The 16,274-nt window shown below is 59.9% G+C and carries 10 protein-coding genes; 7 read left to right on the forward strand and 3 right to left on the reverse strand.

Annotation, left to right across the window (positions count from 1 at the left end):
• On the forward strand, window positions 1–3,436 hold a 3,436-nt coding region (locus B7L09_RS16545; RefSeq protein WP_094469744.1), incomplete at its 5' end, for a type I secretion C-terminal target domain-containing protein.
• Between the two features lie 148 nt (window positions 3,437–3,584).
• Entirely contained in the window at window positions 3,585–3,923 is a 339-nt protein-coding gene (locus B7L09_RS16550) for a tryptophan synthase subunit beta (protein ID WP_094469745.1), read from the forward strand.
• Between the two features lie 138 nt (window positions 3,924–4,061).
• On the opposite strand, the gene lapD is transcribed toward B7L09_RS16550, so the two are convergent.
• On the reverse strand, window positions 4,062–6,008 hold the full coding sequence (gene lapD, locus B7L09_RS16555; protein WP_094469746.1) for a cyclic di-GMP receptor LapD: 1,947 nt from the start codon (window positions 6,006–6,008) through the stop codon (window positions 4,062–4,064).
• Between the two features lie 14 nt (window positions 6,009–6,022).
• The gene (gene lapG / locus B7L09_RS16560) at window positions 6,023–6,715 is read right to left on the reverse strand and encodes a cysteine protease LapG (RefSeq protein WP_094469747.1); all 693 of its coding nucleotides are present in this window, start codon (window positions 6,713–6,715) and stop codon (window positions 6,023–6,025) included.
• 220 nt (window positions 6,716–6,935) lie between these two features.
• Between lapG and B7L09_RS16565 the strand changes: the two genes are divergently transcribed.
• The 5 genes from B7L09_RS16565 to B7L09_RS16585 all read left to right on the forward strand — a co-directional run bounded on the left by B7L09_RS16565 (window position 6,936) and on the right by B7L09_RS16585 (window position 13,966).
• A complete protein-coding gene (locus tag B7L09_RS16565; protein WP_094469748.1) occupies window positions 6,936–7,646 on the forward strand; it encodes a GntR family transcriptional regulator in 711 nt (236 codons plus the stop codon).
• A gap of 698 nt (window positions 7,647–8,344) precedes the next feature.
• Complete coding sequence (locus B7L09_RS16570; RefSeq protein ID WP_094469749.1) at window positions 8,345–9,121, forward strand: DUF3050 domain-containing protein; 777 nt, start codon at window positions 8,345–8,347, stop codon at window positions 9,119–9,121.
• On the forward strand, window positions 9,118–10,047 hold the full coding sequence (locus B7L09_RS16575) for a diiron oxygenase (RefSeq protein ID WP_094469750.1): 930 nt from the start codon (window positions 9,118–9,120) through the stop codon (window positions 10,045–10,047). Before B7L09_RS16570 ends, B7L09_RS16575 begins: the two co-directional genes overlap by 4 nt.
• Before the next feature lie 13 nt (window positions 10,048–10,060).
• Complete coding sequence (locus tag B7L09_RS16580) at window positions 10,061–13,471, forward strand: non-ribosomal peptide synthetase (protein WP_094469751.1); 3,411 nt, start codon at window positions 10,061–10,063, stop codon at window positions 13,469–13,471.
• Between the two features lie 27 nt (window positions 13,472–13,498).
• A complete protein-coding gene (locus B7L09_RS16585; RefSeq protein WP_094469752.1) occupies window positions 13,499–13,966 on the forward strand; it encodes an SRPBCC family protein in 468 nt (155 codons plus the stop codon).
• A 126-nt stretch (window positions 13,967–14,092) separates the two neighbouring features.
• Here the strand turns inward: B7L09_RS16585 and B7L09_RS16590 are convergent, their stop codons facing one another.
• The gene (locus tag B7L09_RS16590; protein ID WP_094469753.1) at window positions 14,093–15,973 is read right to left on the reverse strand and encodes a methyl-accepting chemotaxis protein; all 1,881 of its coding nucleotides are present in this window, start codon (window positions 15,971–15,973) and stop codon (window positions 14,093–14,095) included.
• Window positions 15,974–16,274 lie beyond the last annotated feature (301 nt).

Genomic DNA, 16,274 nt, shown 5'->3' on the forward strand with positions numbered 1-16,274 from the left:
CAATGGCAGCGTCAGCACCAACATCATCGACAACGATGCGCCGCCGGTTATCGACCTGGACGCCAACAACTCCAGCGGCGCCACCGGTGCCAACTACAACGTGACCTTCACCGAAGGCACCACGGGCCAAGGCGTATCGATCGGCGACACCGACCTGAAAATCACCGACCCGGACAGCACGATGCTGACCGGCGCGACCATCGTGCTGACCAACCGTCAGCCGGGCGATGCGCTGAACCTGGGCAACAGCGTCAACGGCATCTCCATCAATGCCAACAGCAAGGAGGGCACCGTCACGCTGACGTTGTCCGGCAACGCGACGCTGGCCGACTACATGCAGCAGATCAAAAACATCAGTTTCACCAACAGCAGTGAAGACCCGAGCACCGTGCCGCGGATCATCACCGTGACGGTGACCGATGGCAGCAACTACTCCAACACCGCGACCACCACCGTCAACGTCGTGGCAGTGAACGATGCGCCGACCGCCGCGCCGGTTAACCTCACCGGCACCGAGGACACCCCGCTGATCCTCGGCTGGTCGACCTTCGGCGTCAGCGATGTCGACAGTCCGGCCGCCAGCCTCGGCGTGAAAATCACCGGCCTGCCGGGCGAAGGCAAATTGCAGTACCTGAACGGTTCGACCTGGACCGACGTGACGACCAACCAGACCCTCTCCAAGGCTGACATCGACGCGGGTAAGGTGCGTTTCTTGCCGGACGCCAACGAATCCGGCGCCAATGGCTACGGCGGCACCGGCGTGGGCAACAATCTGGCGGACTACGCACAGATCAAGTTCCAGCCAACCGACGGTTCGCTGCTGGGCAACACCGGCACGATCAAAATCGACATCACGCCGGTTGCTGACGCTCCGGCCTTGAGCGTTGCGGACAATAGTGTCAAATCCACCGGACTGATCAAGGAAGTCTGGACCGGCCTGTCGGGCCTCGGCACCGACGGCAGCGGCGCGGCGACGAACACGCTGAAGTCGGTGATCGATGCAGCCGGCAAACCGAACAGCAGCACCACCGTGACCAACGTGCAGTCCGACGGCAGCGTGACCTCTGGCACCGCGTCGAAAACGTCCGGCCTGATCTACCTCGAAGCCGGCAAGACTTACAGCTTCAGCGGCACCGGTGATGACAGCCTGCTCGTGACCATCGGCGGTAAGACCGTGGCCAGCGCGCTCTGGGGCGCGGGCGGCAATCTGAGTGGTTCGTTCACCCCGACCGCCAGCGGCTACTACACCCTGGATATCTACCACGCCAACCAGTCCGGCCCTGGCAGCTATGACGTCAACCTGTCGGTCAACGGCGGCGCGGTCCAGGACCTGAGCAGCGCGGGCGTGCCGTTGTACACCGGCGTTGCAGACCTGGCCGCTTCCGGCGTGACGGTTTCCGGCGTGACGGTTTCCGACCTGCACGGCACCAACGGCGAAGGTTACTACGACGGCTACAAGCTCAACGAAGCGGCCGAAGGCACCAGCGTTCACTTGTCTGCGATCAAGACTGCGCTCACGGACACTGACGGCTCCGAAAGCCTGATCGTGAAGATCAGTGGCATCCCGGCGGGCTCCGTGCTCACCGATGGCGCTGGCCACACCTTCACCGCCAGCACCTCGTCGGGTGAAGCCAACGTCACCGGCTGGAACCTCGGTTCCCTGACCGTGACCCCGCCGCCGTACTACAACGGCCAGTTCAACCTGACCGTGACCTCGACCTCCACCGAGGTTCTCGGCGGCTCGGCGGCCAGCACCGCGACGATCCCGGTCACGGTTTACCCGGCGGTCTACAACGCCGTGACTGCCACGGCGGCCGATGACACCATCACCGGCACCGACGGCAACGACATCATCGTCGCCGACATCGGCGGGCTGACCGTGGTGCCGGGCACCAACTACAACATCGCCTTCATGGTCGACAGTTCAGGCAGCATGAGCGCCTCGTCGATCAGCGCCGCCAAGGACTCGCTGACCGCGGTGTTCAACACGCTCAAGCAGAGCATGGGTGGCAACTCGGGCACCGTGAACATTTTCCTCGCGGACTTCGATAACCAGGTGAACAAGTCTGTTTCAGTGAACCTGAACGATCCGAATGCGCTGATCCTGCTCAAAGCGGTGCTGGATTCCATGGCGTCCGGCGGCGGCACCAATTACGAAGACGTGTTCAAAACCACGGCGAACTGGTTCCAGAGTGCCGACGCCATGGCCAACACTGGAGCGAAGAACCTCACTTACTTCATCACCGACGGCAAGCCGACCTACTACCAGAGTGGTGAGTCGACCAACCCGACCCTGTTCGGCGGCGTGAAGCTCGATGACGTCATCACCACCACCAATTACAAATTGGGGCAGACCTTTTCCGGTTATCTGGACAGCACTCACTACCTGACCATCGATAACTCCGGCACCGTCACGCTGCAGACGTACAAGAGCTCGTGGGGCGGTTACTGGAGCAGTTCCGAACTGGGCACCATTCGCGCCGAGGGCAACGGCACTTACGAGCTGTCCTATCGCGACGGCAATGGCAGCAGCACCGGCTCCAGCGCCATCGACAACTCGACCAGCAGTTTCGCGCTGCTGGACAAGGTGTCGACGGTAGAAGCCATCGGCCTGAACAAAGACGTCACCCTCAGCGACCTCAAGCCATACGACTCGGACAAGACGCCGCAAACCAACATCGATCCGAAAGACCTGGCCAACTCGATCATCGGTCACACCGAAGCGACCATGCCGGGCTCCGACACNATCAACGGTGGTGACGGCAATGACATCATCTTCGGCGACCTGGTGAGCTTCAGCGGGATTACCGGCGAGGGTTACAACGCACTGCAGGCNTTCGTCGCCAAAGAAACCGGCGTGGACGTCAGCAAAGTCACCACCAGCAACGTGCACCAGTTCATCACCGAGCACTACAGCGCATTCGATGTGTCCGGTGCCCATGACGGCAACGACACGCTGCTGGGCGGCACCGGNNATGACATCCTGTTCGGCCAGGGCGGCAATGACTACCTGGACGGCGGCAAAGGCAATGACATCCTGCTCGGCGGCTCNGGTAACGACACCTTGATCGGCGGCCCGGGCAACGACATCCTGATTGGCGGTTCGGGGGCCGACACCTTCGTGTGGAAGGCCGGTGACATCGGCAACGATGTGATCAAGGACTTCAAGGCGTCGGAAGGTGACCGGATCGACTTGCGCGATCTGCTGCAAGGCGAAACCGGCAGCACCATCGATAACTTCCTGAAAATCAGCACCGTTGATGGCGTGTCGTCGCTGCAAGTCAGCTCCGGCGGCAAGTTCAACTCAGGCGATGCGGCGGCCGCAACGCCGGATGTGACGATCAAACTGGAAGGCAACAACTGGTCCAGCGCCAACCTGCACTCGTTGATTGCCGGCAGTGACCCGACCATCAAAGTCGATCACAACAACAGCTGATCCCACGAAAAACGGCCGCCCTTATGGGGCGGCCGTCACGTTTGTGCCCATCCCCCCGGTGACGATTTCGTCGCCGCACCGCATACTCGCGTCCAGTTGGCCTATGCTGCTGACAGCATGACGCTGGTTCATTTCTGAGGGATGCTCAATGTTCTACGTGCAACGCGATGCGCAAGGTCAGTTAGTGCGCGTGGAAGCCGCGGCCTACGCCGAGGCCACGGAAACGCTGCCGGCCGACCACCATGAAATCCAGGCCTGGTATGCCAACGAAGTGATGGAAAGCAGCCTCAAGCAGCTCAAGCAGAGCGACCTGGAAATGATCCGGGTTCTCGACGACTTGATCCAGGTGCTGACCAGCAAAGGCGTGATCCGCGTCACCGACCTGCCGGCCGCGGCCCAGGCCAAACTGATGGACCGGACCCAGGCTCGAGAGGCGTTGGGTGGGTTGAGTCAATTGATTGATGATGATGAGACGGGGTTGATCTGAGGCTTCGGCCTTTGATGTTGTCTGTGCTGATGCCATCGCGGGCAAGCCCGCTCCCACAGGGCNNTGGTCAACACAGCTCCACTGTGGGAGCGGGCTTGCCCGCGATGGCGGACTGACTGACGACTCAGCTATAAAGCCTCACTGCCAAGGCTTGGGCTCACCAAACAACTGCCCCTGAACCCCANAAATCCCCATCTCGCGAATCACTTTCAACTCCCCCTCGGTCTCCACACGCTCGGCGATCAACGGCAGGTCGATGCTGTGGGCAGCGCGCTGGATCGCCTCGATAAACAGGCGCTTGTCGCTTTCCTGGTCGATGGCGCGGATGTAGCTGCCGTCGATCTTCAGGTACGCCAGGCCCAGCCGTGCCAGGTTGCCGATCATGCTGAACCGCCCACCAAAACGCTGCAGGCTCAGGGAGAATCCCAGCTCGCGCAGGCGCTGNGTCAGTTCTTCCAGCATCGCTTGCTCGGGCAGTTGCTCCTCGCCGATTTCCAGGGTCAGCCGCGGTCCGAGATCGGAGTGAGCACGCAAAATCTCGAAGACTTTGTTCAGCGCCTGCGGATCGGCCAACGTCGCCGAAGACAGGTTCAGCGCCAGCGATTCCTCATGCTCGGCCATCTGCTCAAGCACCAGCTCCAACATCAGCCGATCCAGGCGCGCGGTCCAGCCGAAGCGCTCGAGCCACGGCAGGAAGCGTCCGGCGGGAATGGTTTGGCCTTCATCGTCGATCAACCGCGACAGCACCTTGTAATGCAGCACCAATTGCGTGTCCTGGCTGGCGACCACCGGCTGGAAATACAACTTGAAACGCTGCTGAGTCAACGCCTGATCCAGCAACTTGTGCCAGGCGTGATGGTCATCCCCGACGCTGGCCGAGGCGCTGTGATCCAGGCACGCCCAGCTCTGTTCACCCTGACCTTCAGCCTGAGCCAACGCCTGGTCGCCCAACCCCAACACGGCCTGCGGTGAGTCGCCATGAATAAACGGCGCGAGACCGATCGACGCGACCGAGGCCACGTCCGTGGCGCCGGTCGCATGCAGGCTCGCCAAAGCGCTGTCGAGGTTCTGCGCCAGTTGCAGCGCTTCTTCGCGCACCAGNCCCGGCGCCAGCACGGCAAACTCACCGCCACGGATCCGCGTGACGAGGTTCTGCGTTTCCGGGTACTTGGCGCACTCGCGGGACAGTTGCTCGCCCACGGCCTGCAACAATTGGTCGGTGCGCTGACCGCCCAGACGCTGGTTGAGACCGGCCAGGTCCTTGACCCGCAATAGCAGCAGATAGCCGGAGTTAGTCTCTTCCGGGTTGCTGACGCGCGCGTTGAGCTGCATCTCGAAATAACGACGGTTGGCGAGGCCGGTGAGGTTGTCCTGATAGGACTCGACCCGCAGTTTTTCACTGCGCTCGGCCTGCTCCTGGAACAGCGCCTTGAGCTTCTCGACCATTTGATTCATGGCCTGCACCACTCGGCGCAGTTCCGGTGTGCGCGGCAGTTCCGGCAGGCTGAGGAATTCGCGNCGAGCGATGGCGTGGGACTGCTTGACCATGTAGTCCAACGGCTTCAACTGCCGACGCAGCAACAGCGCGCCCAATACCGCGCTCACCGCGCCGCAGATCAGCAACCAGCCGAGGCTGCCCAACGCGCTCTGCCACAGTTTGGCCAATGCGAACATCGGATGGCTGACCACCTCGACCCGCGCCGCCTGCTCCCAGCCACGGCTGACCAGCGCATCGCCGCCGGCCGGTTCCAGACCGATCATTTTGACGAACCAGTCCGGCACGTTGTTCACCGCTGGAATGCCGCTGCGCTCGACGATGGTCTGGTCAGTCTTGAGGTCAACCACGCGGATGCTCGCGTAGTANCCGCTGTCGAAGATCGAGCTGACCAGCAATTCCACCATGGCCGGGTCGTCGATGTTCGGCGTCAGGGACAGCGCCAGTGCCGTCGCGGCGTCCTGGGCGTGGGAGCGCAACTGGTTGACGTACTGGGTGCGCGAGCTTTCGAGGCTGACCATGAAGCTGCCGCTGAAGGCGACCACCAGGAACAGACAGATNGCGATCAACAGCTGTTTGAACAAAGACATCTGAGCGCGTGCTCCTAGTTAGTCGTCTCGACCGGGAAACCTTCGGCCTGCATTTTCTTCAACACGTCCTGCCAGCGAGACAGGCGTTTGGTATCTCCGACCTTCTTGTTGCCCTTGGCGCCAGGCAACCACAACCCTTCGGCATTGAAAGAGTAGACCGGCAGCAAGTCGGTTCGTTGGCTGGCCGGTTTAATTGCATCGATCAGGCTGTCGAGTACCAGCGGCATGGCCTCGGGGCTCGAATAGTAAGTCAGCACCATGTGCGCGCGGTTCNGNCGCAACGCCTTGACGTAGGTAATGCGCAGCTTGTCACTGGAAACGCCGAGATGGCGCAGGCTGAAGTACTTGGCGATCGCATAGTCTTCGCAGTCGCCAGCGCCCTTCCACAGGGCTTCGATGGGTGTTTCCCAATAATCGACCTCGTGCCAAAGGTCGATGTCCTCAACGTAACGCACCTGTTTGTTGAAAAACTGATTGACCACATTGAGCTGTTCCAGCTCGCTGGCCTGTTTTTGCGTGGCCAGCAACTGCTGCCAGGCATCGATGCGCGGCTTCCCGTCGCCCAACGGCCCGTACAAGACCTGCGCCTTGCGGCTGATCAGCGAAAAATCCCAATCGGCATGCAACCCGCCCAGCATGACGCCGGCCAGCAGCAACGCGCAGCACAGCCAGCGCAAAGTCCGAGGGATCGCGAAACGTACCGCCAATGCGAGGCATCCAGGTCAGGCAGGTGGAATTCGCTTGATGGTGCAGGTTAGCCCGTTAAAAGACAATGGCACGGTGCAATCACTGGCGACACGCTAGACTTTGAATGGTGAGTGACATGAAAAGTCGTGGGCTGCGATCTTTTGTCCGTTTGACAAGCTGCATGGCAGTCACTAGTGTCCATTTGGATCCAAATATTTCAGCCAAACAGGGTGCGTAGTCGTGACACAGAAGCCCAACCCCCTCAGCAGTATCAAGGTCAACGGGCCGATTCCCGCTCACCTCGCACGTTCGGTGATCGAAGAAACCCTGCGTTCGGCCATTCTCGACGGGCGCATTCCCTGCGGCACCGCGNTGCGCCAGCAAGATTTGGCCAGCCTGTTCGGCGTCAGCCGCATGCCCGTGCGCGAAGCGTTACGCCAGCTTGAAGCCCAGTCGCTGCTCAACGTCATCGCCCATAAAGGTGCGGTGGTTGCACCGCTGGTTCAGGGCGATGCCGTCGAGACTTATGCGTTACGGATTCTGTTGGAGTCCGAAGCCCTGCGACTGTCGATTCCCTTGCTTGATAAACAGGATTTCGAAGACGCTGCCCGCTATATCGATAACCTGGAAACAGAACACGACTACGCCGAGATCGGGCGGCTCAATCGCCTTTTCCACATGTCGCTCTACAGCAAGGCGCCTAACCGTCGGCTCCTGAGACTGATTGAAGATGGCTTGAACGAAGAGGAGCGCTTCCTGCGTTTCAACCTGGAAGCCATGGGCCTGGGCAAGCTGTCCCAGGATGATCACCGGGCGTTGTTATTGGCCGTCGAAGATCGCGACACCGAGCGTTCGGTGAAGCTGCTCGAGCACCACCTCAACCGCGGTGTCGAGGTCATCACGCGCTACCTCAACAGCCCTGAGGCGCAGAGCAAGAAAACGTCCAGGTAAAACCCGGCGCCAAGCCTGGGCGCGCAGTTCGAACTGCGCGCCGCGCTTGCTGTGAATAATCAACTTACACATCCCCGCTTCAGCGACCGCACGTCCCCTCCCCAAGCCTGCCTTCGATTGACCTCCCTCAAGCTCCATCAATACGCCAGCAAAGATGACGGCCGGGCGATAGCGGCGGCCGTGATTTACGCTCACTCTTGGGTTGCCAACGAATAATGAACGGGCGACGCGCCGCCATGGCGGCGCAGTCCTCGCACCAAGAACCTACGGAAGGAGTCTTGTCACGGGAAAGGAAGCACCGGCGTCAATCCCAGCCAACTTCCACCCCCTTGAAGCATTCAACGGAACAACTTTGAAAGTTGCTTTGAGTGAGGCATTCACTCTTTATTTGAATTTTGACGACACTTCGTCGAAAGGAGCAACTACGCCCAAATAAAACTGACACTTATAGTTTTATTGGAACTTGTCGCGCGCGAAAAAGTTAAACTTTTAAATAATATAAAAATAACTTGCTCGACACTTTATTCGTGTATTAGTTTTTCTCCGCCACCAGTAAACACGGCACCAAATCGACTGTATCGCTCTGGATGACATCAATTTAATTGAGGCATTCGCTCGCCAACAAAAAACGTTAAACGACCGTCACTTATTGATCACATCACCCTTAACGGCATTTCAGATCACTTATAGGCTCGCTCATGAAAACGAATAAAGACCGCCTCAACCAGAAGAAAGCAGAACTTAGTGCACACCCGATTTTCTCTGAAATACATTCACTGTCGGTACTTCAACGGTTCATGGAAACCCATGTCTTTGCGGTGTGGGATTTCATGTCGCTGACCAAACGCCTGCAACAGGAACTGACCTGCGTTCAACTGCCCTGGTTGCCGCCGCGAGATCCGCAGGCCGCGCGTCTGATCAATGAGATTGTGCTGGGTGAAGAGTCCGATGATCGTCCGGCCCAGGGTCATTACAGTCATTTCGAGTTGTACCTGGATGCGATGCGCGAAGTCGGCGCCAGCACGGTCGCCGTGGAACGCTTCGTGGCGTTGCAACAAGAAGGTGTGAGTTACGACGTGGCGCTGCAAAGTGTTGATATCGATCCGGCGGCTGCGCAGTTTGTGCGGCACACCTTGCACACCGCGCTGCACGCGCCGGGACATAGCGTTGCCGCAGCGTTTTTGCATGGTCGTGAGAGCGTTATTCCGCAGATGTTCCAGCGGATTCTCGACGACTGGGGTATCGGCATCGAGCAAGCGCCGACCTTCCGTTACTACCTGGAGCGGCATATCGAAGTCGACTCCGAGGACCACGGCCCCGCCGCTGAAAAACTCCTCGCACGGCTGGTCGACGGCGATCCGCAACGCGAAGCAGACGTCTACGCCAGCGCCATTGCCGCCGTGGAAAGCCGCATTGCTTTGTGGGACGGCCTGCGCCTGAGCATGAGCGAACCGGTTGCGGAGGTGAATGCATGAACGCCGCCGACTACCAATCCTTCGCCGACGCCTGGGAAAGTCGCGCGACCATCCGCACCCGCCCCCGGCGTGTGCTGGAGAACGACGACAAGCTGATCTACCCGTTGAGCCGCCAACCGTTGGTGCTGAGCGAAACCTTCCTGCGCGAATGCCCGGAACAACGGGACTTCGCGCTGGTGCAGACACTCTACAAATTCATCAACGACGTGGTGATTTTCGAAACCGAAATCGTCGACAAGACCGCCCGCAGTATCGCCAAGAATCGCTTCGCCGTGGCGTTCCCGTTTGCCTGTCGCTATGACGCCATGACCGTGGTGGTGGACGAGGATTACCACGCGCTGGTGGCCATGGACTTCATGCAGCAGACCGTCGCCATGACCGGCATCACGCCGATCCGGCTGCCGGATGAAATCGAGCTGAGCCGGGCGATTCCGGCGGCCGTGGCCCTCGCACCGGAGCATTTGCGCAGCGCCGTGGAACTGATCTGCGTGGCCATCGCCGAGAACACCGTGACCGGCGATGTCGCGGCGTTCGCCAAGGACGACACGGTCAAGCAGTCGATCAAGGGCCTGATGGCCGATCACTTGCTCGACGAGGGCCGCCACTCCGGATTCTGGTCGCGGATGGTACGCATCTACTGGCATACCGCGAGCGAAGACGACCGCCAGCTCATCGCGCAAATCCTGCCGGTGTTCATCGGCCATTACCTGACCAACGACATCCAGAAGTCCTTCGACTTCCGCTTGATCGAAGCCTTGCAGATCAGCGACGCGGCACGCCAGGCACTCAAGAACGAAATCTCGGGGCTGGCCTTCCCGATCAATCGTCATCACCCGCTGGTCGCCAACATCGTGCGGTTTTTCCGCAGCAGTTCGCTGCTGGATTCGCCGTGCGTGCAAGACGCCCTCAGCGACTACCTGGTGTAACGAGGAGAACATCATGAGACGTCTCGACATTCTGCTCATTGGGCAAAGCCAGGCCTTGACCGACCTGGCGCTGGAACTTGAACAACAGGGTCATTCGCTGGTGCGGCTCAAGACGTTCGAGGAGGCGCCGTCGTTTGATCTGCTGATTGACGATGCCAGCCAGGCGTTTTCAGTCCCGGGTGATGCGCCGCATCTGACACTGCAACTGGGAATTGGCGTGCCAAACATCACCGGTTTACCGCCGATGGACCTGCTGTGCATGCAGGGATCAACGCTGTTCACGCGCGTGTCGATTGCCGATGAGCCTAGCGGAAACGGCCAGGCCTTGCGCCTGCGAGCGGTGGCGGAGCTGGTGGATCACGTCTCACTGCTGGTCAGCCGATTCTCCCGGGACGCCGAGTATTTTCTCTGCACTGAACCGGCAGCGGCAGCCCATTTTGATCAGGTGGACAATCTGCTGTTTTTAGAACGCCTGGCGTTCGTTCATCAACTCAACAACACGGCTCAACCGTGGCTGCAAGATCTCGCCCGGATCCCGATGATCGAGCGTCTGCAACAGCGCTTCATCGAGTCCGCCGAACGACCTGCGCTGAACATCGACGGCACATCGCTGAGTTATCGGCAATTACACGCCCAGAGCCGTGCGATCCAGCAACACTTGCTGCCGTTGCTCGCACAGCATCAAGGCCCCTTGGTGGTCGGGATCTGCTTGCCGAAATGCAGTGCGTTGTATGCAGGGATCGTGGCGATCCTGGGCAGCGACGCGGTGTACTTGCCGCTGGAGCCGAGCCATCCGCTGCAACGCCAGCAGTACATCCTTTCGAATGCCGGTGCGGTGTTGTTGCTGCATGACGGCCAGCATCCACTCGCCGACGAAATGCCGGGGCTGGACATCAGTCGCATCGACTTCACTGACGTCGACCTCGGTCAACCCTTGATGCGCCAGCGACCCGCTCTCGACGCGCCCTGCATGGCGCTCTATACCTCGGGCACCACCGGGCATCCCAAAGGCGTGCTGCTCAGCCAGGCCAACCTCGCGCACTTCACCGCGTGGTATGCCGACTATGTGCAGCTGACCGAACACAGTCGGGCCTTGCAGTTTTCGTCGTTGAGTTTCGACTCGTCACTGATCGATATTTTCCCGACCCTGCTTGAGGGTGCCGAGCTGATCGTGCCGAACGACGACCAGCGCCGCGATCCGTTGCAGCTGGTCGAGCTGATTCGCCATCAACGCCTCAGCCATGCGTTTTTACCGCCGGCGCTGTTGAGCATTCTGCCGCTGGATCAGCTACAGGTCCTGGATCATGTGATGACCGGCGGCGATGTCTGCGAGCCCTACGTCATCGAACAGCTCACCCGTCAGGGCAATCTCTACAACCTCTATGGCCCGACCGAAGCCACGGTGCTGATCACCGCGCGTCAGCTGCGCGCCGGCGACAGCAACCGCACCCTCGGGGCCCCGATTGCCAACAGCCAGGTGCTGATTCTCGACGAGGCTTTTCAGCCGGTGGCCGAGCAGACCGTCGGTGAGTTGTACATTGTCGGGCCGGGGGTGTGCCTGGGTTATCTGAACAACCCGCAGCAGACTGCCGAGCGTTACCTGGACTTGAACTTGCCAGACGGCCAAAGCCTGCGCGCCTACCGTACCGGCGACATGGCGAAATGGACCCGCGACGGTATCGAGCTGTGCGGACGGCGGGACAATCAGGTGAAAATCCGCGGCTTTCGCGTCGAGCCGGAAGAGATCGAACGCTGCCTGCGCGACAGTCAGTTGTACCGTCAGGTCGCGGTGGTTATCGACAGCCAACGGCGGATTCTGGCCTTCCTCGCGCAACCTCAGGAGAACCAGCCGGGCGTCGCGCGCGAAGCCTTGAAGGCTCATGCGATGCAGTTTTTGCCGGACTACATGCACCCCATCGCTTGGACCGAACTGCCGAGCATGCCGTTCGCCAGTAACGGCAAAGTCGACCGCAAAGCGCTGCTGGCGATGCCGGTGAATGTTGCCGAAAACACGACACGGCGCTTGCCCGCCAGCGCCGATGAAGCGCTGTTGCTGGAGATCTGGGCCGGGCTGCTGGAGCTGCCGGCCAGCGATATTCCGACCGACGAAAGTTTCTTCAATCTGGGCGGCCACTCGATCCTGTTGTCACGGATGTTGCTGCGATTGCGTGAAGAATTCGGCCGCAGCATCTCGATCAACCGCTTCATTGAATTGCCGACGATTGCGAAGCTGGCGACGTTGGTGCGCGGCTCTGGCACCGAGGAAGTCCTGAGCGCGCAAGCGCTGGCGGATGCCTTCCGCGAGCTGGATATTCAGCCGCTGCCCATCAGCCGCATGGGCGATGTGCACAAGGTGATCGTCACCGGCGCCAACAGTTTTGTCGGTGTGCACATCGTCGAGGCGTTGCTGGCGTGGGGCGTCAGTGAAGTCGCCTGCCTGGTGCGCGATGGCGGCGGGCAATCGGCGGCTGAACGCTTCGCTCACGCTTTGCGGGAAAACCGTCTGGAGCACCTGGACCTGAGTCGGGTGCAGGTTTACGCGGCAGACATCACTCGCCCGTCGTTGGGGCTCGATGCGCACGTTTACGAGCGCCTCGATCGAGAGTTCGGCGCGCTGGTGCACAACGCCGCCAACGTCAATCACGTGCTCGATTACGAGTCGTTGGCGCGGGACAACGTCGAGCCGATTTTCGAATGCCTTCGGCTGTGCGAGGGGCGCAGCAAGAAGATCTTCAACTTCGTCTCCACGCTCTCGGCGTCCAGCACGATTGCCGACGATGGCCGAGTGCTGGAATTACCCGCCGCGCAGACGCCGCCGATCTACATCAAGAACGGCTACAACCTGTCCAAGTGGGTCGGTGAACGAATCCTCGAACGAGCGCGTGAACGTGGGGTGAGGGTCAATCTTTATCGCCCCGGCAATATCAGCTTCAACAGCCTGACCGGCGTCTGTCAGCCGCACAAAAATCGCTTGATGCTGATGCTCAAAGGCTCGATCCAGCTCGGCCAGGTGCCGGAGTTCGCGCTGAACTTTGATCTGATGCCGGTGGACTTTCTCGCACGCTTTATTGGCTTCCATGCCAGCCGTTATTCACCTGAAAAAGCGGTGTTCAACCTGCACAACCCCGAGCCCTTGAGTTGGGACGATTACGTCGCGTCATTCCGTGAGGCCGGCCGCGAATTCTCCATGGTCAGCGTCGCCGACTGGCAGCAGCAACTGGGTCGGGTCGACAGCGAAAACGCGTTGTTCGGCGTACTCGGTTTCTACCTCAACGGCTTTGAGGAAGACATCGGCGACATCTCGATGATCGGCCACGCCAACGCCCAGGCCGGCGTGCGGCAGATGGGCGCGCACTACCCGGAAAAATCCCCGGCGCTGCTGCGTCGCGGCTGCGACTACCTCAAAGAAATCAATTTCATCTGATTCACTCAAACCCAATGGAGCAAGACCATGAACAATCTGCAACCCGATACCCTGATCAAAAACCCTCAAGGCTGCCACGTCGTATCTTGCGTCGAAGTGCCGGCGGATGCCGCGCAGGTCTGGGCGGTGGTCGGCAACTTTGCCGGCTTCGATCAATTCATTCCGGCGTTGTCGCACATCGAGATGACGGGCGAAGGCGTGTCGTCGCTGCGCAAGAAATTTTTCAAGGACGGCAACCTGGTGGTCGAGCAACTCAACTCGCGGGATGACCAAGCACTGAACATGACGTGGACCACGATTTACAACACGCTGGGTGTGGCCAATTTGTGGGCGGCGATGAGTGTTGAACCGCTGGGCGCGGGCAAGTCGCGGGCGACCTGGACCATCATTGCCGAACCGGCGCAGGGAGGTGCCGAGGCGTTGCCGGGGTTCAAGGAGTTTGTGCAGGGGTTTGCGGATGACGCGATGAATAATGTGTTGAAGCTGTTTGTGTAGGGCTTTGGTTCAGCGGTGACTGATCCACCGCTATCGCGAGCAGGCTCGCCCCCACAGGGTTTAGCGTGAACCTGTGGGAGCGAGCCTGCTCGCGATTGAACGATAACGCGGTAGACCTGACCTGAATCAGATCTTGAAGCTGTCAACCAACTGCTTCAACCGGTTCGCCTGCAACGACAACGCATCGCAATCCTTCAACGTTTCATTGAGGTTCGCCACGCTCTGCTGGTTCAGCAAGTTGATCTGGTTGATGTCGACGTTGAGGGTTTCAACCACCGCCGTCTGCTCCTCGGTGGCGGCAGCAACCGATTGGTTCATGCCATCGATCTCTACGATTCGCTGCGTCACGCTGACCAGGCGCAAGCCCGCCTGGTTCGCCACTTCGACACTCTCTTCGCTGGAGACCTGACTGGCATTCATGGTCGTCACCGCTTCGCGAGAACCGATCTGCAGCGAGGTGATCATTTTGTGGATCTCTTCCGCCGACTCCTGCGTGCGATGCGCCAGGTTGCGCACTTCATCCGCCACNACCGCAAACCCGCGCCCGGCTTCCCCNGCACGCGCCGCTTCGATCGCGGCATTGAGCGCCAACAAGTTGGTTTGCTGGGAGATGCCTTTGATCACATCGAGAATATGACCAATGTTGTCGGTGCTGGCGTTCAGGGTTTCGATCTGAGTGCAGGACAGGCTGATCTTTTGCGACAGTTCCGACATCGCCAGGATGGTTTTCTCTACGACCTTACGACCGTCGTCTGCCTGTTCGCTCGCACCACTGGCATGCTGCGAGGCATCGGCAGCATTGCGGGCGATTTCCTGGGTCGCGGCACCCAATTGGTTGATGGCGGCGGCCACGCTGTTGGTGCGCGCGCTTTGCTCGTCGGAGCCGATGATCGAAGCGTTGGACGATGCCATTACGCGTTGCGACAAATCGTGGACCTGGCGGGTCGCCGAGGACACTTCGGAAATCGATGCGTGAATCCGCTCCACGAACTGGTTGAACGAACCACCCAACTCGCCGAACTCGTCCTTGCTTTCCACGGCCAAACGACGGGTCAGGTCGCCTTCGCCCTGGGCGATGTCCTGCATCGCGGTACCCATGGTGGTCAGCGGACGCAGCAGTACTTGAATCAGCAGGCTCAACAGCACGGCAATCGCTACGACCGCAATCAACATGGCAATCAGCGCCGAGGTACGGAATTGGCTCAGTGGTGCGTAGGCCTTGTCCTTGTCGATCGACAGACCGATGTACCACTCGGCATTCGGCAAACCGCTCACCGGGGTAAACGACAGAATGCGGTCCTGCTTGTTCAGGGTGACGTCCTGATTGCCCTTCTCGATGCGCACGCCAGAGTTTGGATAAATGTCCTTCAGGTTTTTCATCACCTGGTCTTTGTCCGGGCTGACGATCACCTGACCGTCGGCACTGACCAGGAACGCATGGCCGATACCACCGAAGTCTACCGAGTTGATGATCTTCACCAGGGTTTGCAAGCTCAGGTCACCGCCGACCACGCCGAGCAATTCACCGTTCTTTTTCACCGGCATGGCGATCGTCACCACCAACCCACCGACGGCGGCCATGTACGGCGGCGTCAGCATGGTCTTGTCGGCAGCCACGGCTTGCTTGTACCAAGGGCGCTGACGTGGGTCGTAACCGTCGGGCATCTTCGCGTCAGGGCGCTGGGTGAACACGCCATTGGCCTGGCCAACGTAGGTGAACTGGAAGTTCGAGGTGAACGCAGGTTGATCCACCAGGCCGGGAAGGTCCGCATTGGCGCCTTGATGAGCGACGTTCTGGGCGAGGTTTTCCAGTACCAGCACACGGCCGCTCATCCAGTTCTGCACGCTGCTGGCGGTCAGATCGCCGGCTTGCTGGACGGAGGATTCGAGGTTTTGCCGAATGGTGTTTCGCTGCAGATAGTCGTTGTACAAAGTGAACAACGCAAAAGCCAGCACCACGACGCCAGAGGCGGCCAAAAGGATTTTATGGCTGAATTTGAGATTCATTTCATGGGACTTCTTATGCAAAAAGTGGGGATGCGTTCCAGGTGCAACATTCCATGTAACAGCGCAGGCGGCGTTCTTCGGCCGCTCTACTTTGGTGCACGCATGTCTCATCAGTCTGTCGGCACTAGCCGGAGAAATCTTAGGGATTTATATGAAATGGTCGATATTCCCGCCGAACGGCGTGCTAGAGCGGCTGACGGTCAATGTACCTCTTGAATACCTGGGAATGCTGGGGAAGGACGTGACGCAGATGTGGCATGTCACGCAGGGGACAATGGNCNGCANTTTTCGACCGCCCAAA

Source organism: Pseudomonas mandelii, assembly GCF_002251635.1.
Taxonomy (GTDB): domain Bacteria; phylum Pseudomonadota; class Gammaproteobacteria; order Pseudomonadales; family Pseudomonadaceae; genus Aquipseudomonas; species Aquipseudomonas mandelii_B.

What these genes read in the sequence shown, in the direction of transcription:
- B7L09_RS16550 (WP_094469745.1), top strand. Translation starts at nt 3,585, where the DNA reads ATGTTCTACGTGCAACGCGATGCGCAAGGTCAGTTAGTGCGCGTGGAA.
- B7L09_RS16570 (WP_094469749.1), top strand. Translation starts at nt 8,345, where the DNA reads ATGAAAACGAATAAAGACCGCCTCAACCAGAAGAAAGCAGAACTTAGT.
- B7L09_RS16575 (WP_094469750.1), top strand. Translation starts at nt 9,118, where the DNA reads ATGAACGCCGCCGACTACCAATCCTTCGCCGACGCCTGGGAAAGTCGC.
- B7L09_RS16580 (WP_094469751.1), top strand. Translation starts at nt 10,061, where the DNA reads ATGAGACGTCTCGACATTCTGCTCATTGGGCAAAGCCAGGCCTTGACC.
- B7L09_RS16585 (WP_094469752.1), top strand. Translation starts at nt 13,499, where the DNA reads ATGAACAATCTGCAACCCGATACCCTGATCAAAAACCCTCAAGGCTGC.